Origin of the sequence: Marichromatium sp. AB31 (assembly GCF_003718685.1) — a bacterium.
GTDB lineage: Bacteria > Pseudomonadota > Gammaproteobacteria > Chromatiales > Chromatiaceae > Marichromatium > Marichromatium gracile.
Genome location: NZ_RHFI01000004.1, coordinates 158,453 through 181,303, shown reverse-complemented (window position 1 = coordinate 181,303; position 22,851 = coordinate 158,453). Strand labels below are relative to the sequence as shown.

Genomic DNA, 22,851 nt, shown 5'->3' with positions numbered 1-22,851 from the left:
GGTGTCCGCGTGGGCGCCGGGATCGCTTCCCCCGTCCGCTCGCACCACCATGAGGCCCCAGATGACAGAGCCGACCACCCAGGCCCCCGCGGACCTCGCCCGCGGCCATACCGTCAGCCGCTATGACCAGGAGCTGGCCAAGCTGCGCGGCATCATCCTCGAGATGGGCGAGCACGTGGTCGAGCAGATCCAGGCGGCGGTCTCGGCGCTGGTCTCGCACGAGGAGAATCACGCCTTCCGGGTGCTCGATCGCGAGCCGCAGATCGACTTCCTCGCGCTCGACGCCGACGAGGAGGTGTTCCGGGTGATCGCGCGGCGTCAGCCCACGGCGATCGATCTGCGTATCGTGCTGGCGCTCTCGAAGATCGCCGGCGACGTCGAGCGCGCCGGCGACAAGGCCGCCCGCATCGCCCGTCAGACGATCGAACTCGATGCCCTCGGGCGTGGTGAGGAGCTGCTCAGCGCCAGGCTGCGCGAGGCGCTGGGCGCGCTCGACGCCTGCGCCTGCTGCATGTTCGAGCACAGTATCAATGGGGTTGCTCGCTTCGATGTGCGCGTTGCGCTCGATGTCTTCGAGCGCGAGCCGGCGCTCTACGAGGCCTCGCACGCGGTGCGCGCGTTGCTCGGCGACGAGGGGCAGGAGGGGTTGAGCGCGCGCCAGACCGTCTGCGTGCTCACCTGCGCCCACGCGCTCGAGCGTATCGGCAACCATGCCGCCAACGTCGCCGAGCAGGTGATCTACGTCGCCGAGGGTCAGGACGTGCGCTTTCGCAATCGCGAGATCCTGATCGAGACCTTGCGTCATCGGATGCTGTAGCAGGCCGCCTGATTGTGCCGGATCAGGCGATGTCGGTTTTGCTCAGTGACACCATTGTTTTTGCCATCTGCCACCCAGACAATGGTGGGCGGGCCGGGACGCGCCGGCGGTGTCGACGCGCCGTCCGACCACTGCACTCACTGCGAAACAGGGGAGTAAGCATTCATGTCGAGTGAAGGCTATCACGAGCCCATCGATGAGCTGAGCGACGAGACCCGCGACATGCACCGGGCCATCGTCTCGCTGATGGAGGAGCTGGAGGCGGTCGACTGGTACAACCAGCGTGTCGACGCCTGCAAGGACGACGAGCTGCGGGCGATCCTCGCCCACAATCGCGACGAGGAGAAGGAGCACGCGGCCATGGTGCTGGAGTGGATCCGTCGCCGCGATCCGACCTTCGACAAGGAACTCAAGGACTATCTGTTCACCGAGAAGCAGATCGCCCACCACTGATCCGGCCCCGGCCAGTGGTCGGGAGGATCGAGCCGGCGTGGCGCCTTGGTGCCGACTGGTTCAACGAAGACGCCCCTGGCGATCACGCCAGGGGCGTTTTCATATTCGCCCTTGCGTTGGCATCGGGCGTGTCCCGGGGCCATCTCCACCGACATGAAGAGGTCGCGAGCGAAGGCGGGCCGGGTCTGTGCTCGCCCGTTGCCGGTGGCGCCAGCACCGCCGTCAGCGCGCCATCCGCGCGCTTACCCTCGATTGACGGCTGACGGCTGACGGCTGACGGCTGACGGCTGACGGCTGACGGCTGACGGCTTGACGGCTGCGCGCTACTTCTCGCGCGGATAGGGCCAGGCGAGGATACCGCCCTCGAGCACCTTGACGTTGCGGAAGCCGTTGGCCTTGAGCGCCGCGGCGGCCTCGTAGCCCCGCATCGAGACCTTGCAGTAGAGGATGATCTCCTGCGACTTGTCCGCGGGCAGCTCGTCGAGTCGCGAGCGCAGCGCGCCGACCGGGATCAGGTGCTCGCCGATGCCGAGGCGCTCCTCCTCGTACTCCTGCGGGGTGCGGGTGTCGATGATGAAGCACTCGGCACCGCTGTCGACACGCTGCTTGAGTTCGGCGGCCGAGAGTCCCTGCATGAGCCCCTTGAGCTTGTTCTCGAGCACGTGTGCCGAGACGATCACGTGATCGAGCGCGAGCGAGTAGGGCGGGGCATAGGGCAGGTCGGCGTTGGCCAGCTCCTCGATACCGAGTCCGCCGCGGATGGCCATCGCCACGGTCGCCACGCGCTTGCTCGCATCCCCCGGACCGATGCACTGGAAGCCGATGATGCGACCGCTGGCGCGCTCGGCCACCATCTGGCTGATCAGCACCTTGCCGCCCATGTAACCGGGGATGTCGAGCCCGGAGATGGTCACCGTCTCGATGTCGGTGATGCCGCTGGCGCGGGCCTGCTCGGCGTTGAGTCCGGTGAAGCCGATGGTGTAGTCGAACACCTTGCAGATACCGGTGTGGGTGATGCCGGGGAAGCTGGCGCTGTCGGGCTCGATCAGGTTCTGGCCGATCACCCGACCCTGGAGGTTGGCCAGGTCGCCGTAGGGCGCGCGCACCGCCTCGCCGGTGATCAGCGAACGGCACTCGACACAGTCGCCGGCGGCGTAGATGTCGGGGTCGGAGGTCTGCATCCGCTCGTTGACCCTGATGCCGCCGAGCGCGCCGATCTCCAGTCCCGCGGCCTCGGCCAGGGCGACGTTGGGGCGTACCCCGACGGCGACCACCGCCAGCTCGCAGGGCAGCTCGGTGCCGTTGTCGAGCTTGACCCCGGCGAGCTTGCCGTCCTCGCCGAGGAAGGCGGCCACGCCGTTGCCGGTGATGATATCGGCGCCCTGGCGGCGCACCTCATTCTCGACCAGGTGGGCGAGCTGGCGATCGAGGAAGGGCAGGATCGAGTCGGTCTTCTCGATCACCGTGGTCTGGATCCCGGCCAGGTGCAGCGCCTCGCACACCTCGAAGCCGATCAGCCCGCCGCCGACGATCACCGCCTTGCGCACCTTGCCGGCATCGCGGATGGCGCGCAGCGCATCGGCGTCACCGAGCGACTGCAGGGTGTGGATGCCCTCGAGCTCGGTCCCCGGCACCGGCGGGCGCAGCGGGGTGGCGCCGGTGGCGATCACCAGCCGGTCGTAGGAGAGGGTGCGGCTCTCGCCGCTCGGCAGGTGGGTGCAGGTGACGGTCTTGGCGGCGCGGTCGATGTGCGTCGCCTCGGTCTCGACCAGCGCCTCGATCGCCTTGGCCTTCTGGAAGAAGTTGGGATCGCGGACGATGCCCGCCGGGGTGCAGATGAGCTGGTTGCGGTCGTCGAAGACCCCGCCGACATAGTAGGGGAAGCCGCAGGAGGCCATCGACAGGTCGGCCTCCTTCTGGATCAGGGTGATGGCGGCGTGCTCGTCGAGACGGCGGGCCTTGGCCGCGGCCTTGGGGCCGGCGGCCGAGCCGCCGATGACCACGATCTTGAGCGGTTGCGAGGGCATTGTCGGATCCTTCGGAAGGTAGGTGGTGGAACGCGTTCGCGTCGGTGCGCGAGAGGCGGGGGAGTGTGCCCGCAGGTCACCGGGATCGACGTGACGAATCGCAATCGGTTCCCGCTGACCCGGCGGCGGGCTGACTCAGGTCATCAGATTCTTGTCCCTGAGTCGCCACTGGAAGTGACTGAGCAGGCGTGAGCGCACCTTCTTCTCCTTGTGCTTGGCGGCGGCGGCGAGGCGCTTCTCGGCGACCCCGGCGAGGATCTCCTGCGCCCCCTTGGTGTTGTCGTCGGGTGGGGTGCGCTGGGTGTAGTTGCCGTTGGCGTCCATGTCCCAGGCGGTGCGCGAGTCGGCGAGTTGGACGTCGAGGATCAGCCGCAGCTCCTGGCGCAGCTCGGGGTCGTCGACCGGGGCGTGGACCTCGACCCGGCTGTCGAGGTTGCGGCGCATCATGTCGGCCGAGCCGATGAAGTACTCCTCCTCGCCGTCGTTGTGGAAGTAGATGATGCGCGCATGTTCGAGAAAACGCCCGACGATCGAGACCACCCGCGCGCGCGCGCTGACGCCCGGCAGTCCGGGACGGAAGCGGCAGGTGTCGCGGATGATCAGGTCGACCTGCACCCCGGCGCGGCTGGCCTTGTAGAGTGCGCGGGTGATCTCGGGGTCTTCCAGCGCGTTCATCTTCATCTGGATCAGCCCGTTGCCGGCACGCTGGTGGTGGCGGATCTCGCGGTTGATCTTGTCGACGAGCACGCGCTTGAGGGTATAGGGCGCGGCGAGGATCTTGCGGTAGCTCGGCGGTGGCGAGTAGCCGGTGAGATAGTTGAACAGCTCGGTGAGATCCTGACCGATCTCCTCGTCACAGCCGAGCATGCCCAGATCGGTATAGAGCTTGGCGGTGCCGGGGTGATAGTTGCCGGTGCCGACATGGTAGTAGCGACGCAGCTGCGAGTAGTCGCGACGCACCACGAAGATCAGCTTGCTGTGGGTCTTGAGTCCCATGACGCCATAGTTGACGTGGATGCCCTCGCCCTCGAGCCGGCGTGCCCACTGGATGTTGGCCGCCTCGTCGAAGCGTGCCTTGAGCTCGACCAGCACCGCCACCTGCTTGCCGTTGCGCGCGGCCTTGATCAGCGAGTCGAGGATGGCCCCGGCGGAGGTGCGATAGAGGGTCATCTTGATCGCCAGCACCTTGGGGTCCTCGGCGGCGGTGCGCAGGAAGCGCTCAACCGAGGTGCTGAAGGGCTGATAGGGGTGCTGGAGCAGGATCGGCCCGTTCTCGCGGATGATGTGGAAGATGTTGCGCCGGTCGTTGGCGAGCAGCGGGTGGTCGACCGGACGGTGCGGGCGATCGTGGAGTTCGGGGCGGTCGAGCGCGGCGATCTCGAAGAGGTCGCGCAGCGCCATCATGCCCTCGATCTCGAAGACGTCGGCGACCTCGTCGAGCCCCAGCTCGGCGGCGAGCATGCCGCGCTGGATCGGTTGCATGCCGGGGTCGATCTCGAGCCGCACGATGGGGGCGAAGTGACGCTCGCGCAGCTCGGTCTCGATCATCTCCAGCAGGTCGTTGGCGGCCTCGGCGTCGGGCTCGACGATGGCGTTGCGAGTGACCCGGAACAGCGCGCAGGAGTCGATCTCCATGCCCGGGAAGAGCATGTCGAGGTTGTTGACGATGAGGTCTTCGAGGGTGACGAAGGTGGTGCTGGCGTCGATCGCGATCAGTCGCTTGGAGACGTCCTTGCTCACCGGCACCTTGACCCGCGCCATGTAGACCTCGCCGCCGCCGGGGAAGCGCAGCGTCACCAGCAGGTTGAGGGTGAGGTTGGAGATGAACGGGAAGGGGTGGGCCGGGTCCACCGCCAGCGGCGTGAGCATCGGGAAGATGTTGGCGCGGAAGTGTTCGCGAAGCCGCTCGCGGGTGTCCGCGGCGAGCGCGTCGTAACGCACGATGCGGATGTCGTGTCCGGCCAGCTCCGTCATCAGGGTGTCGTGGATGCGCTTGATGTCTGCCTCGAAGGCGCGCACCGCCGCCTGACACTCCCGCAGCTGCTCGCTCGGGGTGCGCCCGTCGATGCTGGGGGTGTGTACCCCGGCGGCGATCTGCTGCTTGAGCCCGCCGATGCGCTTCATGAAGAACTCGTCGAGGTTGTTGCTGGCAATCGCCAGGAACTTGACGCGCTCGAGCAGCGGGGTACGTGGGTCCTCGGCCTCGTGCAGCACCCGGCGGTTGAACGACAGCCAGGTGAATTCGCGATTGAGATACAGGGCGGGATCGTCGAGATCGACCTCTTCGTGGATCGCCGGTGGCGGCTCGCCGATCGTCTCGATCGGGATCTCGGCCTCGACGGCCTGCGGATCTGCGCTGGTGCTCATTGCGTGTTCCCTGGCGATGCGACGTGAATCATGGAATCCAATCCCCCATTTTATCGCGAAAGTCCATGACCGTTGGGTTACAGCCCCCTGCGCCGACATTCGGGTATACAATCGCGCCATGCAGCACAGCGATCCCGACGACCTCTTCGACCGCGCAGAGATGCCGGTCGCTCCCTTTGAATTCAATGCCGATGTCGCCCGTGTCTTCCCCGACATGGTGCGCCGCTCGGTGCCCGGCTATGCCGATCTGGTCGCGCTCTGCGGGCTGGTGGCGCGGCGCGTGGCGCGGCCCGGCACCCATTGCTACGACCTCGGCTGTTCGCTCGGCGCGGTCAGTCTGGCGATGCTCGCCCGCACCCCGTCCGGGGTCGGGATCGTCGCCGTCGACAATGCCCAAGCGATGGTCGACGGACTCGCGCGCCGGCTCGCCGAGGTGCCCGGGGGCGAGCGGGTCAGGGTGTGCTGTGCCGACGTGCGCGAGGTCGAGATCGTCGACGCCTCGGTGGTGGCGCTCAACCTCACCCTGCAGTTCCTGCCACCAGAGGAGCGCGCCGGGCTGCTCGCGCACATCCGGGCCGGGATGGTCCCGGGCGGGGTGCTGGTGCTGGCCGAGAAGGTGCGCCTCGACGATGCCGCCGAGGCCGCTTTCGTGACCGCACTGCACGAGGACTTCAAGCGCGCCAACGGCTACAGCGAGCTGGCGATCGCCGGCAAGCGTGCCGCGCTCGAGCGGGTGCTGGTGCCGGAACGCGCCGAGACCCACGAGCAGCGCTTGCGCGAGGTCGGCTTCGCCCGCGTCACCCGACTCTATCAACATCTCAACTTCGTCGCCTGGGCCGCATGGACCTGACCCCCTTCGCCCCCTTTCTCGATCATCTCGCCGAGACCCCGCTGGCGCCCTGGCGCACTGCGCTGGCCGAGCGGGTCGCGCAGCGTCTCGGGCGCGGTGCCCACGGTGATCTGCCGCGCTGGGAGGCGGCGCTGGCGCAACTCCCCGAGCTGCCGCCGGGCGAGGTGCTGCTGGACGCCGCCCGCGTCGGGCTCGATGGCGCGACCCTCATGCCCGAGCAGCGCGCTGCGCTGCGCGAGGCGTTGATGGCCCTTCATCCGTGGCGCAAGGGCCCCTACAGCCTGCACGGTCTGCACATCGACACCGAGTGGCGTTCGGACTGGAAGTGGGATCGGCTGGTCGATGCCATCTCGCCGCTCGAGGGTCGGCTGGTGCTCGACGTCGGTTGCGGCAACGGTTATCACGGCTGGCGGATGCTCGGTGCCGGCGCCCGGCTGGTGCTGGGGATCGATCCGACGCAGCTGTTCGTGATGCAGTTCCAGGCGATCAACCGCTATCTCGGCAGCGAGCGGCTGAGCGTGCTGCCGCTCGGCATCGAGCACCTGCCCGCGCACCTGACCGGTTTCGACACCCTGTTCTCGATGGGGGTGCTCTACCATCGTCGCTCGCCGATCGATCACCTGGTCGATCTGCGTCGGCTGCTGCGTCCGGGGGGCGAGCTGGTGCTCGAGACCCTGGTGCTCGAAGGGGATGATCAGCAAGTGCTGGTGCCGCCGGGGCGCTATGCGGCGATGCGCAACGTCTGGTTCATCCCCACCGTGGCCGCGCTGCGGGTGTGGATGGCGCGCTGTGGCTTCGACCACATCCGGGTCGCCGACGTCAGTCCGACCACGTTCGAGGAGCAGCGCGCCACCGACTGGATGCACTTCCAGTCGCTCCCGGATCAACTCGACCCTGACGACCCGACCCTGACCCGGGAGGGCCACCCGGCGCCGGTGCGCGCGGTGCTGGTAGCGCGCCGCGCCGGTTGACGATGCTGCCTTCGGCCCGCTGGGGCCGTTGGTTCTCATGGAGGACGAGGATGTCGATCCCCGAGGTGGTGACGGCGCAGTGGCGTCATGATTTCGCTGCTCACGGTGTCCCGATGGCGGTGCTGCCGGACGGGTGTCGCGACCTGATCTGCGTCCAGGTGCAGGGTCTTGCGCCGCGCTGGATGGTGACGCCGCTGTTCGATCATGCGCACCTGCCGCGTCTGGCGTGTGCCGAGACGCGGATGGTCGGCTATCGACTGCATCCCGATGTCCGGCTCGATCAGGGTGCCCTGCTCGGTGCGGTGGCCGGGCGCGACCCCGACGACCGCGTGGCGGTGGAGGCTGCGCTTGCGGCGCATGCGTGCCGCGATCCCGCGCTCGCCGAGGCGCTCGCCTGTCTCGCCGATGCGCCGCGCCCGCTCGTCCAGAGCGCGCGGCAGTGCGGCCTGAGCCTGCGCAGCCTGCAGCGGCTCGTCGGCGAGCGCAGTGGCCGCCCGCCGGTCTTCTGGCATCAGCTCGCGCGCATCCGCCGCGCCGGGCGGATGCTCGGCGGCGAGCGGCCGCTGGCCGAGGTGGCGTTGTGCGCCGGGTTTGCCGACCAGGCGCATCTGAGCCGGGCGTGCCGTCGCTGGTTCGGGCTCTCGCCGGCACGGCTGGCGCGTGCCCCCGAGTTGCGTTGGCAACTCGGACAGCCGGGCTACGACGGCATGGCGACCGGCGAGCAGAGTTCGACCAGATAGCCGTCGGGGGTTCGGACATAGGCCGTCGTCTGCCCCCAGGACTCCTCTCGCGGCTCCTGGACCACCACGGCCCCGGCGGTGCACGCGCGCTCCAGGGTCGCGGCGACGTCGGTGGTCTCGATGGCGATCTCGAACACCGGCGCGTTCGGCTCCGGGGTGCCCGGCATCTTGCCGAGCTGGCGCATCAGTGCCCGCGAGGAGAAGGCGAGCCGGGTTTCGCCGGTGTCGAGTTCGCCATAGTCGCCGCCCTCGTCGACGAAGCCGGAGTCGAACCCGAAGGCGTCGTGGAAGAAGGCGAGGCTGCGGGCGACGTCCTCGACGTAGAGGATGGTGTATGCAAAGCGCATGGTGGCGATCTCCCTGGTGACGATGGAGCGGTCAGTGGATCATCGTGTGGGATGTCCAGGCTTGAACGAATGCGCCAAGGTTCCTGTCGACACTTGGCGCGAATCCTTGAGGTGTTCCCGATCGAGGTGGTGCCGATGAGCCGTTTCCCCGAGCAACTCAGACGCAAGGAGCAGGGCGAGGAGGACAGCTATTTCGCGCGGCGCGATCGCGAGCTGGTCCAGGCGCTCGCCGCCGCGCCCCGGGTGGTCTCCGGCGGCCAGAGCGGGGTCGATCGCGCCGCGCTCGATGCCGCGCTGGCGTTGGGGCTGAGCTGCGGTGGCTGGTGTCCGCGCGGGCGCCGCGCCGAGGACGGCGTGATCGCCGCGCGTTATCCGCTGCGCGAGACCCCGAGCGCGGACTATCCCGAGCGCACCGCCTGGAACGTGCGCGACAGCGACGCGACCCTGATCCTTTGTCGCGGCGCGCCGAGCGGCGGCACCGCGCTGACGCTGCGGCTGGCGCGCGAGCAGGGACGGGCGCTACTGGTGTGTGACCTGGAGGGCGAGCCGGCGATCGCGCCGGTGCTCGACTGGTTGGTGGGCGAGGGGGTGCGGGTGCTCAACTGCGCCGGGCCGCGCGAGTCCGGTGCGCCCGGCATCGAGTGCGCGGCCCGGGCCTGGCTCGCGGACCTGTTCGCCGCCTGGCGCACAGCCCTCGAGCATGCCGCCGGGCGCTGAGGTCGGGCAATCAGTCGAACACGCCCTCGGGCAGTTGCATGGTGATGCAGTGCAGGCTGCCGCCCTGGCGGATCAGCGGGCGGGCGTCGATCGGGATCACCTCGCGGTCGGGGAAGCACTCGCCGAGCACGGCCAGCGCCTCGGCATCGGCCGGATCATCGTAGACCGGGACCAGCACCGCGCCGTTGATCACCAGGAAATTGGCGTAGCCGGCGGGCAGTCGCTCGTCGTCCTCGTCGTAGACCGGGCGCGGGCTCGGCAGCGGTACCAGCCGGTAGGGGCGGCCCTCGGGGTCGCGCAGTGCCTGGAGTTCGCGCTCCATGGCGGAGAGTTCGGGGTAGTCGATGTCCTCGGGGTCGTTGCTGCGCGCGTAGCAGAGGGTATCGGGGGCGCAGAAGCGCACCAGGGTGTCGATGTGACCGTCGGTGTCGTCGCCGCTGATCGCGCCGTGCTCGAGCCAGAGGAAATGACGGATGCCGAGCCGGATCGCCAGCGCCTGTTCGATGTCGGCGCGCTGGTGGTCGGGGTTGCGGTGGGGGTCGAGCAGGGTGCGGCTGACGGCGAGCAGGGTGCCCCGGCCGTCGGTCTCGAGCGCGCCGCCCTCGACCACCAGCTCGCACTTCTCCAGCTCGCAGTCGCCGAAGGTGCCCTGGTCGGCGACCGCGCGGGTGATGCGGTTGTCGAGTCCGGCGGGGTACTTGCCGCCCCAGCCGTTGAAGCGGAAGTCGAGCAGCAAGGGGCGGCCGCGCCCGGTGATCACGGTGATCGGGCCGTGATCGCGCGCCCAGGTGTCGTTGCTCGGCGCGGTGGCCAGGCGCAGCCGCTCGGTCTCGGCGCCGGCCTGCTCGCAGCGGGCGCGCACGGCGGTGGCGTGGTCCGGGTCGCGACAGACGATCAGCACCGGCTCGAAGGCACTGATCCGCGCCGCCAGCTCCGCATAGAGCGTCTCGACCGCCGTGAGTTGATCCACCCAGTCGGTCTCGTCGTGAGGCCAGGTGAGCATGACCCCGCTCTGGGGTTCCCATTCAGCAGGCAGTCGGCGCATGGTCGGTGTCTCGGCTGTGTTCAGCGATGCCGCGTCGCGCACTCCCGGCGACGGGCGAGAGGGCCGCTGTGGCACGTGATCCGGTGCGGCCGGTGTTTGCAAAGATTGTGTGGATTCGACGCCCGCTTGTAAATCCCGGCTCGCCAGCCGCCAGCCGCGGGAAGTTTGAACCGCAAAGCCGCAAAGCACGCAAAGGAGAGAAGAGCTTCCAGCCATCAGCCTCCAGCCGCCAGTGGCTGCCTGTCTTCGAGTGTTGGTCGGAAACGCACGCCAACCGGTCGCTGACAGCGAATGGGGAGTGGCGCTATCGTCGAGGCCGACCATCCACTGGCGGCTGGCCGCTGATGGCTGGCAGCTTGAATCCCTTCGCGTGCTTTGCGGCTTTGCGGTTCAATCTCCTGGCCGCTGGCCGCTGGCCGCTGGCCGCTGGCCGCTGGCCGCTGGCCGCTGGCCGCTGGCCGCTGCTGTTCCTACGTCGTCGCGGGCTTTGTGGTTTAATCCATCCCCATGTTTCATCCCCTGTCACTCTACATCGGTCTGCGCTACACGCGTGCGCGCCGTCGCAACCACTTCATCTCCTTCATCTCGGGGATCTCGATGGTGGGCATCGCGCTCGGCATCATCGCCCTGATCGTGGTGCTGTCGGTGATGAACGGCTTCCACAAGGAGATCCAGCAGCGCATCCTCGGCATGGCCTCGCATGCGACCCTGAGCGATCCCTTCGGTGGCGGCCTCGGCGATTGGCAGCCGCTGCTCGAGCAGGTGCGCGCGCATCCCGATGTGGTCGGCGCCGCACCCTTCGTCGAGGTCCAGGGGATGCTCGCCAACGGCTCGCGGGTGAGCGGGGCGATGGTGCGGGGGATCCTGCCGCGCGAGGAGGATCAGGTCGCCGAGCTGCGTCGTGACATGGTCTCGGGCTCGGTCGACGACCTCGTCGACGGTGCGTTCAACATCGTCCTCGGGCGCGATCTCGCCGGTTATCTGGGGGTCGCGCCGGGCGACAAGGTCACCGTGGTCACCCCGCAGGTGAGTTCCACCCCCGCCGGGGTGATGCCGCGGCTCAAGCGCTTCACGGTGAGCGGGGTGTTCTCGGTGGGAATGGCCGACTACGATCGCAACGCCGCCTTCATCCACATGCGTGACGGCGCGCGCCTGCTCGGACTCGGCGACAACGTCTCCGGGGTGCGACTCAAGCTCACCGACATGTGGGCCGCGCCGCGGCTGGTGCGCGAGATCGCCTACGATCTCGGCGGCGCCTATCGCGTCGTCGACTGGACCCAGGTGCACAGCAACTTCTTCAGCGCGCTGGCGATGGAGAAACGGATGATGAGCATCATCCTCTTTCTGATCGTCGCCGTGGCCGCCTTCAACATCGTCTCGACCCTGGTGATGGTGGTCACCGACAAGCAGTCCGATATCGCGGTGCTGCGCACCCTCGGTGCCTCGCCGGCGCGGGTGATGGGGGTGTTCATGGTGCAGGGCACCGCGATCGGATTGATCGGCACCCTGGTCGGGGTGGTCGCCGGTGTGGTGCTGGCGCTCAACGTCGAGCCGGTGGTGGCCTGGATCGAGGGCGTGTTCGGGGTGCACTTCCTCGATCCCTCGATCTACTACATCAGCGCGCTGCCCTCGGACGTTCAGCTCGTCGACGTGCTGCGGGTGGGCGGCGCGGCCTTCGCGATGTCGGTGCTGGCCACCCTCTATCCGGCCTGGCGCGCGGCACGGACCGACCCGGCGGAGGCGCTGCGCTATGAGTGATCCACGGACACCGGAGGCGGTGCTCGAGACCGCCGCCCTGACCAAGACCTTCCGCCAGGGACCCGCCGAGATCGAGGTGCTGCGCGGGGTCGACTTCCGCGTCGGCGCCGGTGAGCGGGTGGCCATCGTCGGCGCCTCGGGCTCGGGCAAGAGCACCCTGCTGCAGTGTCTCGGCGGACTCGACCGGCCGAGCGCCGGTCGGGTGTGCTGGCGCGGTCAGGACATCGTCGGGCTCTCCGAGGCGCGGGTGGGGCGATTGCGCAACCGTCATCTCGGCTTCGTCTACCAGTTCCACCACCTGTTGCCCGAGTTCACCGCGCTCGAGAACGTCGCCATGCCGCTGCTGATCGGTGGCATGCGCCCGCGCCTGGCGCGCGAGCGCGCGCTCAACCTGCTTGCCCAGGTCGGGCTGGCGCATCGTGGCGCCCATCGTCCGGCCGAACTCTCCGGCGGCGAGCGTCAGCGCGCGGCGGTGGCCCGCGCCCTGGTCACCGAGCCCGATTGTCTGCTTGCCGACGAGCCGACCGGGAACCTTGACCGCAACACCGCCGCCGCCGTCTACGAGCTGATGCTCGAACTCAACCGCGACATCGGCACCGCGCTGGTGATCGTCACCCACGACCCCGAACTCGCCGCGCGGATGGATCAGCGCTGGCGGCTCGACGAGGGCGCGCTGGTCCCGGCAGCGGCGGAGGTCGCTGCCCGGTAGCGGGCACGTCGACGCTGGATCTCGCGTATCAGCTTCCAGCGCCACAGCGTCTGGATGGCGAAATAACCACTCACCGAGCACAGCGTGGCGCAGACCAGCGAGCCGAGCAGCAGCGGCGCGAGTACCGCCAGCCAGTTGCGCCAGTCGATCCAGAAGTGCATGTCGAAGCCGACCACCGGCTGGTCGAGCAGCCAGCAGCCGAGCGCATAGGCGCCGTAAAACATCGGCGGGATGGTGATCGGGTTGGAGATCCAGATCAGGGTCAGCGAGATTGGCAGGTTGACCCGGGTGGCGATCGCCAGCCCCGCTGCCATGAACAGATGACCGAGCGGCGGCAGGTACATCACGAACAGGCCGACCGCGACGGCGCCCGAGACCGAACGTCGGTTGAGATGCCAGAGGTTGGGATCCTGCAGTAGCTTTCCGAAGATACCGAGCTGCCGATTTTCCAGGATCTTCCGGGGGTCCGGCATGACCCGTTTCAGCGATTTCTTCACACGGAGAGTCCGACTGGTCTCAGGTGCCGACGCAGGCGCCAAGTATAGGCCAGACGGGTGGCGTGGTGTGCGGATTGTCTACCCGGTCGCCGCCCGCTGGTGCTGATCGCCGCAGCGCTCGCCTTCGTCCTCGGTGTCCTGGCGGCGCTGCCGCTGCCGGTGCTGCCGCCGCCGGGCTGGTTGGTGGTGGCGGCGCTGGTGCTGTCGCCGGGGTGGCGCCGCCCCCTGGTTCGTCTGGCCGGTGTCGCGCTGCTCGGTTTCTGCTGGTCGCTGTGGCCGCTCTCCTCCCTGGTCTGTCATCCGCTGCCTGATGAACTGGTGCGCGTCCCCCTGGTCGTCGAGGGGCGGGTCGATGCGCTGCCGGTGCGGCGCGGCGGCGCCACCCGCTTCACCTTCCTGATCGAGCACGCCTCCGCTGCCGGCGAGTCGGTCGAGTTCACTGGCCGGGTCAGCCTGTCCTGGTATCGTGACGCCCCGCTGCTCAGTCCCGGTCAACGCTGGCGGTTGCCGGTCCGGCTCAAGCCCGTGCACGGCTATGCCAACCCGGGCGGATTCGACTACGAGCGCTGGCTGTTCGCGCGACGGGTGGTGGCGACTGGCAATCTGCGCGCCGGCGAGCCGCCGCGGCTGCTCGATCCCGCTCCGTCTGGCTATCGGCTGGCGCGGTTGCGTCAGCGCCTCGCCGATCATCTCGCCGCAACCCTCGGCGAGCATCCGGCGCTCGGTGCGGTGCAGGCGCTCACCCTGGGGTTGCGCGATGCCCTCACGCCGCGCGACTGGGAGGTGCTCACCCGCACCGGCACCAACCACCTGCTGGCGATCTCCGGGCTGCATGTGGCGGTGATCGCAACCGCGGTATTCTGGCTGGCGCGCCTGCTGTGGTCGCGCAGTCGGCGCTTGAGCCTGTGGCTCGCCGCGCCCCGCGCCGCTGCACTGTTCGCAGCGGGCGCGGCGCTCGGTTATGCGGCGCTCGCCGGTTTCGCGATCTCCACCCAGCGCGCGCTGATCATGCTCGCGGTGGTACTCGGCGCGCTGTTCTGGCGGCGGCCATTGCGTCCCTGGCAGGGGTTTGTACTGGCGCTCGCCGGGGTGGTCGCGCTCGATCCGCTGGCGCCGCTCGGGGTCGGGTTCTGGCTCTCTTTCGGCGCGGTCGCGGCGATCCTGCTGGCGCTCACCGGACGCCTGCCGAGCCGCTCGCCGTGGCGGCGCTGGGGGCAGGTGCAATGGGCGGTGAGCATCGGGCTGTTGCCCTTGCTGTTGTTGCTGTTCGCCCGTGCCTCGCTGGTCGCGCCCCTGGTCAACCTGGTGGCGGTGCCGCTGTTCTCGCTGCTGCTGCCGCTGTTGCTGGTCGCCGCGGTGTTGAGTCTGCTGCCCGGGCTGGCGGCGCCGCTGCATGCCGTCGCCTGGCTGCTCGAGCAGGGACTCGCTGGTCTCGGCTGGATCGCCGATCAGCCGTGGGCGGCCTTCGCGCTGGCGGCGCGTCCGCCCTGGGTGTGGCTGGCCGCGACCCTGGGCGTCGCGCTGCTGCTTGCCCCGCGCGGGCTGCCGGGGCGCTGGCTGGGTCTGGTGGGGCTGGCGGCGCTGGCGCTGGTGCGCCCGCAGCCGCCACCGCCGGGCGCATTGTGGCTGACCCTGGTCGATGTCGGTCAGGGACTGGCAGTGGTGGCGCGCGCCCATGAGCACACCCTGGTCTATGACACCGGTCCAGGGTTCGCCAGTGGCTTCGAGACCGGCAGCGCGGTGCTGGTGCCGCTGTTGCGCGCCCAGGGCGTCGAGCGGGTCGACCGGCTGGTGATCAGCCATGCCGACCGTGACCATGCCGGCGGGCTGGCGGGACTGCGCCGCGGCGTGGAGGTCAGGCGCGTCGATTCGGGCGAGCCGACTGCGCTCGGCCTCGACGGCGTCGGGCGCTGTCGGGCGGGGCAGGGCTGGTCGTGGTCGGGGGTGCGCTTTCGCTTCCTATACCCAGTGACCGGGGGTGGTTCGGGCAACGATGCCTCCTGCGTGCTGCGCATCGAGGTCGGGGATGTCTCGGTGCTGCTCACCGGCGACATCGGCGCCGCGGTCGAGCGCCAACTCGTCGCGCGCCATGGCGCGGCCCTGCGCAGTCACGTGCTGGTGCTCGCCCATCACGGCAGCGCCAGCTCGTCGAGCGCGGCGTTGCTCGATGCGGTTGACCCCGAGCTGGCGCTGGTCGCATCGGGCTATGCCAATCACTACGGCTTCCCTGCCGAGACGGTGTGCGCGCGCCTCATCGCGCGTGACATCGAGACGCGAGGGACGGCGCACGAGGGCGCGCTGACACTGCGTCTCGATGCCGAGGGCCTGTCGATCGAGCCGGGTTGGCGCGCCCGCCACGACCGGCTCTGGCGTCATCGCCCCGCGGCCGGCTGCGCCCCGCGCTGCCCCTGGGCCTGCGGTCGCGCCCGTACCCTCGCGGCCTGGTTCGTGCCGCTGCCGGCCCCGCTCACCGCGCCGACCTGTCGGGGCGACCGCTAGCAGTCGCCAGCCTCCAGCGGTCAGCCACCAGTGGCCGCCTGTCCCTTGACTCCGGCGCCGAGAACGTGCGCGGTGGTTGATGACGAGCAGTGCCGTCGTCGAGGGCGGCGAGTCACTGGCAACTGATCACTTGATCCTCTTTGTGCTTTTCGTGGCTTCGCGGCTCAATCCCTTGGCGGCTGGCGGCTGGCGGCTGGCGGCTGGCGACCGATGCCCCGATGGCTGGAGGTCGAGGGCTTCGAGTATCATGAAGGGTCAGTCTCGGCCCATTTGGGGCGAGGCCTTCAGTCACAGTCCGCGCCGAGGAGTTCGCCCTTGCTAGATCTGATGTACGCCGGCGGCTGGTTGATGGTGCCGATCATCGCCAGCTCCGTGGTCGCCACCGCGATCGTCATCGAACGCGCCTGGATGCTGCGCCGTGCCCGCATCATGCCGCCGGGGCTGCTGGCGCGGATCTGGCAGCTCTACCGCCTCGGTCAACTCTCCGACACCCAGATCGAGGAGATCCGCTACGGCTCGCCGCTGGGGCGGATGCTCGCCGCCGGTCTGGCCAATCGGATGCACTCGCGCGAGGTGATGAAGGAGGCGATCGCCGAGACCGGTCGCCAGGTGGTCGTCGAGCTGGAGCGCTTTCTCAACACCCTGGGCACCATCGCCGCGGTGACCCCGTTGCTCGGCCTGCTCGGCACCGTGCTGGGCATGATCGATGTCTTCGCGGTGATCATGGAGGCCGGCGTGGGCAATCCCGGGGTGCTCGCCGGGGGCATCTCCGAGGCGCTGATCACCACCGCCGCCGGGCTCTCGGTGGCGATCCCGACGCTGATGTTCCATCGCTTCTACGACAACCGCGTCTCGCGTCTGGTGGTCGACATGGAGGAGTTGTCGCTGCGTCTGATCGAGGTGATCAAGGGCGAGCGCGAGGATACCGTGGAGGCCGGGGCATGAACCTCCGACCCCAGCGCAAGACCCCGATCGACATCAACCTGACGCCCTTGATCGACGTGGTCTTCCTGCTGCTGATCTTCTTCATGGTCTCGACCAGCTTCAAGGACGAGGCGCGGCTGCGGGTGCAGCTGCCCGAGGCCGAGGGGGTGGCGGCGCCAGCCGAGGAACCGCCCGAGACCCTGACCATCGTGATCGACGCCGAGGGGGTCTTCTTCATCGGCGAGCGACGGGTGCTCGGTGCCGACGCTGCGACCCTGGGTCGCGCGATCGCCGCCGCGCTCGCCGGGCGCGACAGCGCGCCGGTGCTGATCCAGGCCGATGCCCGCACCCCGCACCAGGCGGTGATGACCGCGCTTGATGCCACCGCGCGCCAAGGACTCAATCAGGTCGCCTTCGCCGCGACCCGCAACGGGGAGGCGCCATGAGCGACCCGCAGACACCATCCCCGGCGCCCGCTGCGGCGAGCGCCATCTATCGCCGCCTGCTCGGCTACGTCCGCCCCTACTGGCGGATGTTCTCCGTCTCCATCGTCGGCATGCTCGCCTTTGCGATCACCGAGCCGCTGTTCGCGGCGATGATGCAGCCGCTGATCGACGGCAGCTTCGTCGAGCGCGACGAGACCGTGGTGCAGATGATGCCCCTGCTGCTGGTCGCGCTCTTTCTCGGGCGCGGTATCGCCGGCTTCGTCAACAACTACTGTCTGAGCTGGGTCGGACGGCGGGTGGTGGCCGATCTCCGCCAGGAGATGTTCGAGCACCTGCTGCGCGCACCGACGCGCTATTTCGACAACACCGGCTCGGGCCATCTGCTCGCCAAGCTCACCTACAACGTCGAGAACGTCGCCACCGCCGCGACCTCGGCGGTCACCACCCTGGTGCGCGACGGCTTCACCGTGCTCGGGCTGATGGCCTACATGCTCTATCTCGACGCCGAGCTGTCGGTGATCTTCCTGCTCATCGGGCCGTTGATGGCCGGCGCCATCAAGTACGCGACCAAGCGCTTTCGCCGTCACAGCAAGCGCATCCAGGACCGTGTCGGCGAGCTCACCCATGTCGCCCAGGAGGTGATCGACGGCCATCGGGTGGTCAAGGCCTTCGGCGGTCAGGCGCGCGAGGCGCGTCACTTCGGCGCGATCAACGAGAAGACCCGTTCGCTGCAGATGAAGATGATCGCCACCGAGGCGGCGAGCGTGCCGCTGGTGCAGCTGATCTCGGCGATGGCGATCGCGGTGATCGTCTATCTCTCGACCATGCAGGGGCTGCAGGACAACATCTCGGTCGGCACCTTCATGTCCTTCATCGTCGCCATGGCACTGCTGCTGCCGCCGGTCAAGCGTCTGACCTCGGTCAACGCCCATCTGCAGCGCGGCATCATCGCCGCCGAGAGCCTGTTCGAGCTGCTCGACGCCGAGGAGGAGGACGACCGCGGGCGCGGCGAGGTCGAGCGGGCCGCCGGACGGATCGAGTATCGCGGCGTCACCCATCGCTACAGCCCGGACAAGCCGCCGGCGATCCGCGAGCTGGAGCTGATCGTCGCCCCGGGCGAGAAGATCGCCCTGGTGGGGCGCTCGGGCAGCGGCAAGAGCACCATCGCCAGCCTGTTGCCACGCTTCTACGACCCCAGCGAGGGCGAGATCCTGATCGACGGCACGCCGATCCGCGACCTCACCCTGGGCTCGTTGCGCCGTCAGATCTCGCTGGTCACCCAGGACGTGGTGCTGTTCAACGACACCATCGCCAACAACATCGCCTATGGCCAGCCCGAGCCGCCGAGCCGCGAGCGGCTCGAACAGGTCGCCGAGAGCGCGCACGCGCTGGAGTTCATCCGCGCCCTGCCGCAGGGCTTCGACACCGTGGTGGGGGATCGCGGCGTGCTGCTCTCGGGCGGTCAGCGCCAGCGTCTGGCGATCGCCCGCGCGATGCTCAAGGACGCCCCCATCCTCATCCTCGACGAGGCGACCTCGGCGCTCGACACCGAGGCCGAGCGCCACATCCAGGCCGCGCTGCAGGAGCTGATGGAGGAGCGCACCACGCTGATGATCGCTCATCGGCTCTCGACCATCGAGCGCGCCGACCGCATCCTCGTGCTCGATGCCGGACGGATCGTCGAGCAGGGCAGCCATCAGGCGCTGCTCGAGCGCAACGGCTATTACGCGCGGCTGCACCGGCTGCAGTTCCACGACGGTCTCGCGGTCGAGGACTGATGCGCTGGATCGACCCGGCCCGCGTCTGGTACGCCCGGCACTGGCTCGGCGTGCTGCTCGCGCCCCTCGGCGCGCTCTATTGCGCGCTCGCCATGCTGCGGCGGCTGGGTTTTCGGCGCGGCTGGCTGGCGAGCACACGGTTGCCGGTGCCGGTGGTGGTGGTCGGCAACCTCAGCGTCGGCGGCACCGGCAAGACCCCGGCGGTGATCGCCCTGGCCCGACTGCTGCGCGAGCACGGCTGGCGACCGGCAGTCCTCACCCGCGGCTATGGCCGGCGCGAGGACGGGGTGCGCCGGGTCGCGCCGAGCGATGCCCCCGAGGAGGTCGGCGACGAGCCGCTGCTGCTCGCGCGCCACGCCGGCTGTCCGGTGGTGGTCGGCGCCGATCGGGTGGCGGCGGGGCGCTTCGCGCTCGATCGCTGCGACTGCGACCTGTTGCTCACCGACGACGGGCTGCAGCACTACCGTCTGGCGCGCGATATCGAGATCGCCGTGGTCGATGGTCGCCGTGGGCTGGGCAACCGCCGCTGTCTGCCGGCCGGGCCGCTGCGCGAGCCGCCGCGCCGGCTCGAGGCGGTCGATTTGGTGCTCCATAACGGCGGTGAGGCGCCGCCGGGGGCGGGGCGGATGCGACTGGTGCCGGGCGCGGCGCTGGCGCTCGATGGGTCCGGGCGCAGCCGTCCGTTGGCGGCCTTCCGGGACCGGCGGGTGTGTGCGGTGGCGGGGATCGGCAATCCCGATCGTTTCTTCGCCATGCTCGAGACGCACGGTCTGGTGCTCGACCCGCGCCCCTATCCCGATCATCACGACTTCACCGCCGCCGAGATCGCGGCCTGGCCCGCGGGGCCGGTGCTGATGACCGAGAAGGACGCGGTCAAGTGCGCCCGGTTTGGTGGCGGTGATCACTGGTATGTCCCCGTCGAGGCCGAGTTCGATGCCGACTCGCTGGCGGGGCTGTTGACTCGACTGGCAAGGGTGAAGAGGCATGGCTAAGGGTTTCAAGGTGGTGATTCCGGCGCGTTACGGTTCCTCCAGGCTGCCGGGCAAGCCGCTGCTGGAGATCGCCGGGGAGCCGATGATCCGGCACGTGGTGGCGCGGGCCTGCGCCAGCGGCGCCGACGAGGTGGTGGTGGCGAGTGATGACGCGCGCATCCTCGATGCCTGCGCCGGACTCGGTGCCGCGACCCAGCTGACCGCGACGGAGCACCGCAGCGGCACCGAGCGGGTGGCCGAGGTGATCGCCGCGCGTGGTTGGGAGGCCGACACCGTGGTGGTCAACCTGCAGGGCGATGAGCCCTGCATGCCGGCGGCGCTGATCGACCAGGTGGCGAGCGACCTGGCCGGGTGCGCAGGGGCGGGGATGGCGACCCTGGCCTCGCCGATCCGGCGGGTCGAGGCGCTGTTCGATCCGCACGTGGTCAAGGTGGTGACCGATGTCGAGGGCTTCGCGCTCTACTTCTCGCGCGCGCCGCTGCCCTGGCATCGCGACGAGTTCCTCGGCAGCCGCGCGAGCCTGCCCGAGTCGGTGACCTTCCTCCGTCACATCGGGCTCTACGCCTATCGCGCCGGGTTCCTCGAGCGCTATCTCGCCTGGCCGCCGGCACCGCTCGAGGTCGCCGAGTCGCTCGAACAGCTGCGCGTGCTGTGGCACGGCGAGCGTATCCATGTCGGCATCGCCGAGCGCACCCCCGGCCCCGGGGTCGATACCCGCGAGGACCTGGGGCGTGCCGAGGCGTGGATGAGCGCCGACGACTGACGCGTCGCCCTCAGTGGCGCCGTGCGAGGGTCGGGGTGAGGGTGTCGAGCAGTTCGCGCAGCGGTGCCGAGGGGCAGCGGTGACGGTCGAACAGCGGTACCTGCAGCAGGGTATTGCGTCGCTGGCGCGGCCGGCCGTACTGGTCGGCCTGGATCTCGGCGGCGTGCTCGTCGTCCGACTCGAGGATCAGCAACTCCTCGCCGGGGAGCAGGTCGATCAGTCGCCAGGAGGCGCCGCGCAGCCGACAGCGGCGCCCGAGCAGTGTGCGGACCTGGTGCAGCAGCGCCTCGCGGTCGTGCCTGCCCTGTGGGGTCGTGGGTCTGGTGTGCATCGCGCCTCCCGGGTGGGTGTAGCCTGTCGCCGTCTTCTCGGCCTCCGTGCCGCGTCTGTCCCTGTGCTCGATGATGGCGCCACCGGGTTGAGCTTTCCAGTCGCGGACTCCAGCACCTGACCTTGCGGGTCAATCACGCGGACAGGCCGCTGGAGGTCGAGACCATGAGTGCACCGATCATCCGTACCTTCGTCACCGTCTTCATCTGGACGCTCGCCATGCCCGTGGTCGGGGCCGATGCCGCCGCGGTCGGTGCCGCGGAGGCTGCTGGTGCCGGCGGTTGGTTGCGACTCGAGGGCGCTGCCCGCGCACCCGCCGGTCGCCGCCCGGCGCCGACCCGGCAGACGGGCACGCGGCTGCTCGAGCAGCGCCAGGACGAGCGGCGCGCCTGGCAGTCGCTGCGGCGTGAGTCGCGCGCCGCTTCCCCGTCCCTTGACGCGCCGGCGCGCGACAGCGGCGGCTGGCGGTTGCGGCTCGAGCGCCAGAGCGCCGCCCAGGCACGCCAGCGCGAGGCGCAGCGGCTCAGACGCGAGCGTGCCGGCGACTGAGTCCGGCGTCGGGCGCTGCTATGATCGGGACGGTGTCAGCCAGCGATAGAGGGAGTAGCGAGGTGAAACACGAGATCAAGGCCAGGGTTCTGTTCGTCTGCATGGGCAATATCTGTCGTTCGCCGACCGCCCACGGCGTCTTTCGTCAACTGCTGCGCGCCCGTGGGCTCGAACAGCTCGTCGAGATCGACTCGGCCGGCACCCATGCCTATCACGTCGGTGCGCGCCCGGATCAGCGCGCCAGCGACACGGCGCGCGCCCGTGGCATCGATATCCGCGACCTGCGCGCTCGGTGTGTCGGCGCCGATGACTTCGAGCGCTTCGACTATGTGCTGGCGATGGACCAGGACAACTACGCGCATCTCGCCGCGCTCTGCCCGCCCGGGCTGGAGTCGCGCCTGGGGCTGTTGATGGACTTCGCCCCGGACTATTCGCAGCGCGAGGTGCCCGATCCCTACTACGGCGGTCGGCGCGGCTTCGATCAGGTCTTCGACATGGTCGAGGCGGCCGCGCGCGGTCTGCTCGAGGATCTCAACGCACGTTTTCTGTGACCCCGGCGCCGTCGCCTTCGTCGTGGTCCGGGCGGCGCTCGGTGAGCGCGGCATAGCGGCTGTGATGACGGTAGCGTCGCAGGTCCTGGCGCAGCGATTCGGCCAGACGCAGTTCGAGATCCCGTGGGTGGATGCCGATGCGCAGCCATCCCCGGGCGCGCGCGCGGCTGCGGTTGATGCGGTTCCACAGCCGGACCGCGCGGGCGCGCGCCGCGGTGTCGGCCTCGTAGCCGAGCATCGGCACCGGCGCGAACAGTCCGCTCTCGGCCGAGAGCACCCCGGAGAGGTACTCGTAGCGCTCGAAGGGCAGCTCGGCGAGCGCCGAGCGCGCGATCCGGCCCATCGCCCAGGCCGGCGGCACATAGAGTTCGGGCGCGTCCAGTCCCTGATCGCCGAACCAGGCGTGACAGCGACTGATCAGCGCGCCGATGCCCTCGGCATCGAGCGCCAGGTGCTCGGCGACGTCACGCGAGATGAGGCGCGCGTGCAGGCGGTGATACCAGCCGCCGTAGCGCTCGACGCAATGGTGCCAGCCGTGTCCGGCCAGCTCGTGGCCGCGTCGCTGCCACTGGCGTAGCCGCGCGAGGGCGGTGCGATCCCAGGCGCCGCCGGGGATCACCAGCAGGGTGACCGGATAGACCCGCTCGGCCTCAAGCAGGGCGAGCAGCCGCTCGACCCGAGGCAGGGTCTCGGGCATCACATCATGCACCGAGACCAGGGT

At 69.5% G+C, this 22,851-nt stretch carries 23 protein-coding genes; 16 read left to right on the top strand and 7 right to left on the bottom strand.

From position 1 onward, the window contains the following. Positions 1-61 precede the first annotated feature (61 nt). Positions 62-817 (top strand): phosphate signaling complex protein PhoU, encoded by a 756-nt coding sequence (phoU, locus tag EBL84_RS05480; RefSeq protein ID WP_123139892.1) that lies wholly within the window; start codon positions 62-64, stop codon positions 815-817. A 165-nt stretch (positions 818-982) separates the two neighbouring features. Next, positions 983-1,270, top strand: a complete 288-nt coding sequence (locus EBL84_RS05475; protein ID WP_123139891.1) for an encapsulin-associated ferritin-like protein — start codon at positions 983-985, stop codon at positions 1,268-1,270. A gap of 323 nt (positions 1,271-1,593) precedes the next feature. Here the strand turns inward: EBL84_RS05475 and EBL84_RS05470 are convergent, their stop codons facing one another. Both EBL84_RS05470 and ppk1 read right to left on the bottom strand, forming a co-directional pair. Then, positions 1,594-3,297 (bottom strand): FAD-dependent oxidoreductase, encoded by a 1,704-nt coding sequence (locus EBL84_RS05470; protein ID WP_123139890.1) that lies wholly within the window; start codon positions 3,295-3,297, stop codon positions 1,594-1,596. 135 nt (positions 3,298-3,432) lie between these two features. Further along, positions 3,433-5,664, bottom strand: a complete 2,232-nt coding sequence (gene ppk1, locus EBL84_RS05465; RefSeq protein WP_123139889.1) for a polyphosphate kinase 1 — start codon at positions 5,662-5,664, stop codon at positions 3,433-3,435. A 118-nt stretch (positions 5,665-5,782) separates the two neighbouring features. Here ppk1 and cmoA point away from each other — a divergent pair, with 118 nt between their 5' ends. Genes cmoA through EBL84_RS05450 form a run of 3 tightly spaced genes read left to right on the top strand, consistent with a single transcriptional unit; the run spans position 5,783 to position 8,225 of the window. Continuing rightward, positions 5,783-6,514, top strand: a complete 732-nt coding sequence (gene cmoA, locus EBL84_RS05460) for a carboxy-S-adenosyl-L-methionine synthase CmoA (protein WP_123139888.1) — start codon at positions 5,783-5,785, stop codon at positions 6,512-6,514. Next, positions 6,505-7,485 carry a tRNA 5-methoxyuridine(34)/uridine 5-oxyacetic acid(34) synthase CmoB gene (gene cmoB, locus EBL84_RS05455; protein ID WP_123139887.1) on the top strand — a complete coding sequence of 327 codons (981 nt, stop codon included), beginning with the start codon at positions 6,505-6,507 and terminating at the stop codon, positions 7,483-7,485. The genes cmoA and cmoB overlap by 10 nt, the downstream gene beginning before the upstream one ends. Positions 7,486-7,535: 50 nt before the next feature. Next, complete coding sequence (locus EBL84_RS05450) at positions 7,536-8,225, top strand: AraC family transcriptional regulator (RefSeq protein WP_190287893.1); 690 nt, start codon at positions 7,536-7,538, stop codon at positions 8,223-8,225. Here EBL84_RS05450 and EBL84_RS05445 read toward each other — a convergent pair. Next, positions 8,183-8,572 carry a VOC family protein gene (locus EBL84_RS05445; RefSeq protein ID WP_123139885.1) on the bottom strand — a complete coding sequence of 130 codons (390 nt, stop codon included), beginning with the start codon at positions 8,570-8,572 and terminating at the stop codon, positions 8,183-8,185. The two genes, EBL84_RS05450 and EBL84_RS05445, sit on opposite strands and share 43 nt — an antisense overlap. Before the next feature lie 93 nt (positions 8,573-8,665). On the opposite strand from EBL84_RS05445, the gene EBL84_RS05440 reads away from it, so the two are divergent. Next, positions 8,666-9,289 carry a putative molybdenum carrier protein gene (locus EBL84_RS05440; RefSeq protein ID WP_223806068.1) on the top strand — a complete coding sequence of 208 codons (624 nt, stop codon included), beginning with the start codon at positions 8,666-8,668 and terminating at the stop codon, positions 9,287-9,289. Positions 9,290-9,299: 10 nt separating this feature from the next. Here the strand turns inward: EBL84_RS05440 and EBL84_RS05435 are convergent, their stop codons facing one another. Continuing rightward, positions 9,300-10,358 (bottom strand): agmatine/peptidylarginine deiminase, encoded by a 1,059-nt coding sequence (locus tag EBL84_RS05435; protein WP_123139906.1) that lies wholly within the window; start codon positions 10,356-10,358, stop codon positions 9,300-9,302. Positions 10,359-10,841: 483 nt separating this feature from the next. Between EBL84_RS05435 and EBL84_RS05430 the strand changes: the two genes are divergently transcribed. Together EBL84_RS05430 and lolD are read left to right on the top strand one after the other, a co-directional pair. Next, on the top strand, positions 10,842-12,092 hold the full coding sequence (locus EBL84_RS05430; protein ID WP_123139884.1) for a lipoprotein-releasing ABC transporter permease subunit: 1,251 nt from the start codon (positions 10,842-10,844) through the stop codon (positions 12,090-12,092). Next, entirely contained in the window at positions 12,085-12,801 is a 717-nt protein-coding gene (gene lolD / locus EBL84_RS05425; protein ID WP_123139883.1) for a lipoprotein-releasing ABC transporter ATP-binding protein LolD, read from the top strand. The genes EBL84_RS05430 and lolD overlap by 8 nt, the downstream gene beginning before the upstream one ends. On the opposite strand, the gene EBL84_RS05420 is transcribed toward lolD, so the two are convergent. Next, on the bottom strand, positions 12,738-13,274 hold the full coding sequence (locus tag EBL84_RS05420) for a DUF2062 domain-containing protein (protein WP_123139882.1): 537 nt from the start codon (positions 13,272-13,274) through the stop codon (positions 12,738-12,740). The genes lolD and EBL84_RS05420 overlap by 64 nt on opposite strands. 123 nt (positions 13,275-13,397) lie before the next feature. Here EBL84_RS05420 and EBL84_RS05415 point away from each other — a divergent pair, with 123 nt between their 5' ends. The 6 genes from EBL84_RS05415 to kdsB all read left to right on the top strand — a co-directional run bounded on the left by EBL84_RS05415 (position 13,398) and on the right by kdsB (position 20,700). Further along, positions 13,398-15,797 (top strand): DNA internalization-related competence protein ComEC/Rec2, encoded by a 2,400-nt coding sequence (locus EBL84_RS05415; RefSeq protein ID WP_223806958.1) that lies wholly within the window; start codon positions 13,398-13,400, stop codon positions 15,795-15,797. 315 nt (positions 15,798-16,112) lie between these two features. Continuing rightward, positions 16,113-16,742: a MotA/TolQ/ExbB proton channel family protein gene (locus tag EBL84_RS05410; protein ID WP_123139881.1), complete on the top strand. Its 630-nt coding sequence runs from the start codon at positions 16,113-16,115 to the stop codon at positions 16,740-16,742. Further along, positions 16,739-17,167 (top strand): biopolymer transporter ExbD, encoded by a 429-nt coding sequence (locus EBL84_RS05405; RefSeq protein ID WP_123139880.1) that lies wholly within the window; start codon positions 16,739-16,741, stop codon positions 17,165-17,167. The genes EBL84_RS05410 and EBL84_RS05405 overlap by 4 nt, the downstream gene beginning before the upstream one ends. Continuing rightward, a complete protein-coding gene (msbA, locus tag EBL84_RS05400) occupies positions 17,164-18,945 on the top strand; it encodes a lipid A export permease/ATP-binding protein MsbA (RefSeq protein ID WP_123139879.1) in 1,782 nt (593 codons plus the stop codon). Before EBL84_RS05405 ends, msbA begins: the two co-directional genes overlap by 4 nt. Further along, positions 18,945-19,937 (top strand): tetraacyldisaccharide 4'-kinase, encoded by a 993-nt coding sequence (lpxK, locus tag EBL84_RS05395; RefSeq protein ID WP_123139878.1) that lies wholly within the window; start codon positions 18,945-18,947, stop codon positions 19,935-19,937. Before msbA ends, lpxK begins: the two co-directional genes overlap by 1 nt. Then, positions 19,930-20,700 carry a 3-deoxy-manno-octulosonate cytidylyltransferase gene (gene kdsB / locus EBL84_RS05390; RefSeq protein ID WP_123139877.1) on the top strand — a complete coding sequence of 257 codons (771 nt, stop codon included), beginning with the start codon at positions 19,930-19,932 and terminating at the stop codon, positions 20,698-20,700. The genes lpxK and kdsB overlap by 8 nt, the downstream gene beginning before the upstream one ends. 10 nt (positions 20,701-20,710) lie before the next feature. Here the strand turns inward: kdsB and EBL84_RS05385 are convergent, their stop codons facing one another. Next, positions 20,711-21,031, bottom strand: coding sequence for a hypothetical protein (locus tag EBL84_RS05385; RefSeq protein WP_005224395.1), 321 nt, complete (start codon positions 21,029-21,031; stop codon positions 20,711-20,713). A 164-nt stretch (positions 21,032-21,195) separates the two neighbouring features. On the opposite strand from EBL84_RS05385, the gene EBL84_RS05380 reads away from it, so the two are divergent. Beyond that, positions 21,196-21,579 carry a hypothetical protein gene (locus tag EBL84_RS05380; RefSeq protein WP_132230373.1) on the top strand — a complete coding sequence of 128 codons (384 nt, stop codon included), beginning with the start codon at positions 21,196-21,198 and terminating at the stop codon, positions 21,577-21,579. Positions 21,580-21,641: 62 nt separating this feature from the next. Next, positions 21,642-22,130, top strand: a complete 489-nt coding sequence (locus EBL84_RS05375; protein ID WP_123139875.1) for a low molecular weight protein-tyrosine-phosphatase — start codon at positions 21,642-21,644, stop codon at positions 22,128-22,130. Here the strand turns inward: EBL84_RS05375 and EBL84_RS05370 are convergent. After that, positions 22,111-22,839: a DUF2334 domain-containing protein gene (locus EBL84_RS05370; protein WP_255420154.1), complete on the bottom strand. Its 729-nt coding sequence runs from the start codon at positions 22,837-22,839 to the stop codon at positions 22,111-22,113. The genes EBL84_RS05375 and EBL84_RS05370 overlap by 20 nt on opposite strands. Positions 22,840-22,851 lie beyond the last annotated feature (12 nt).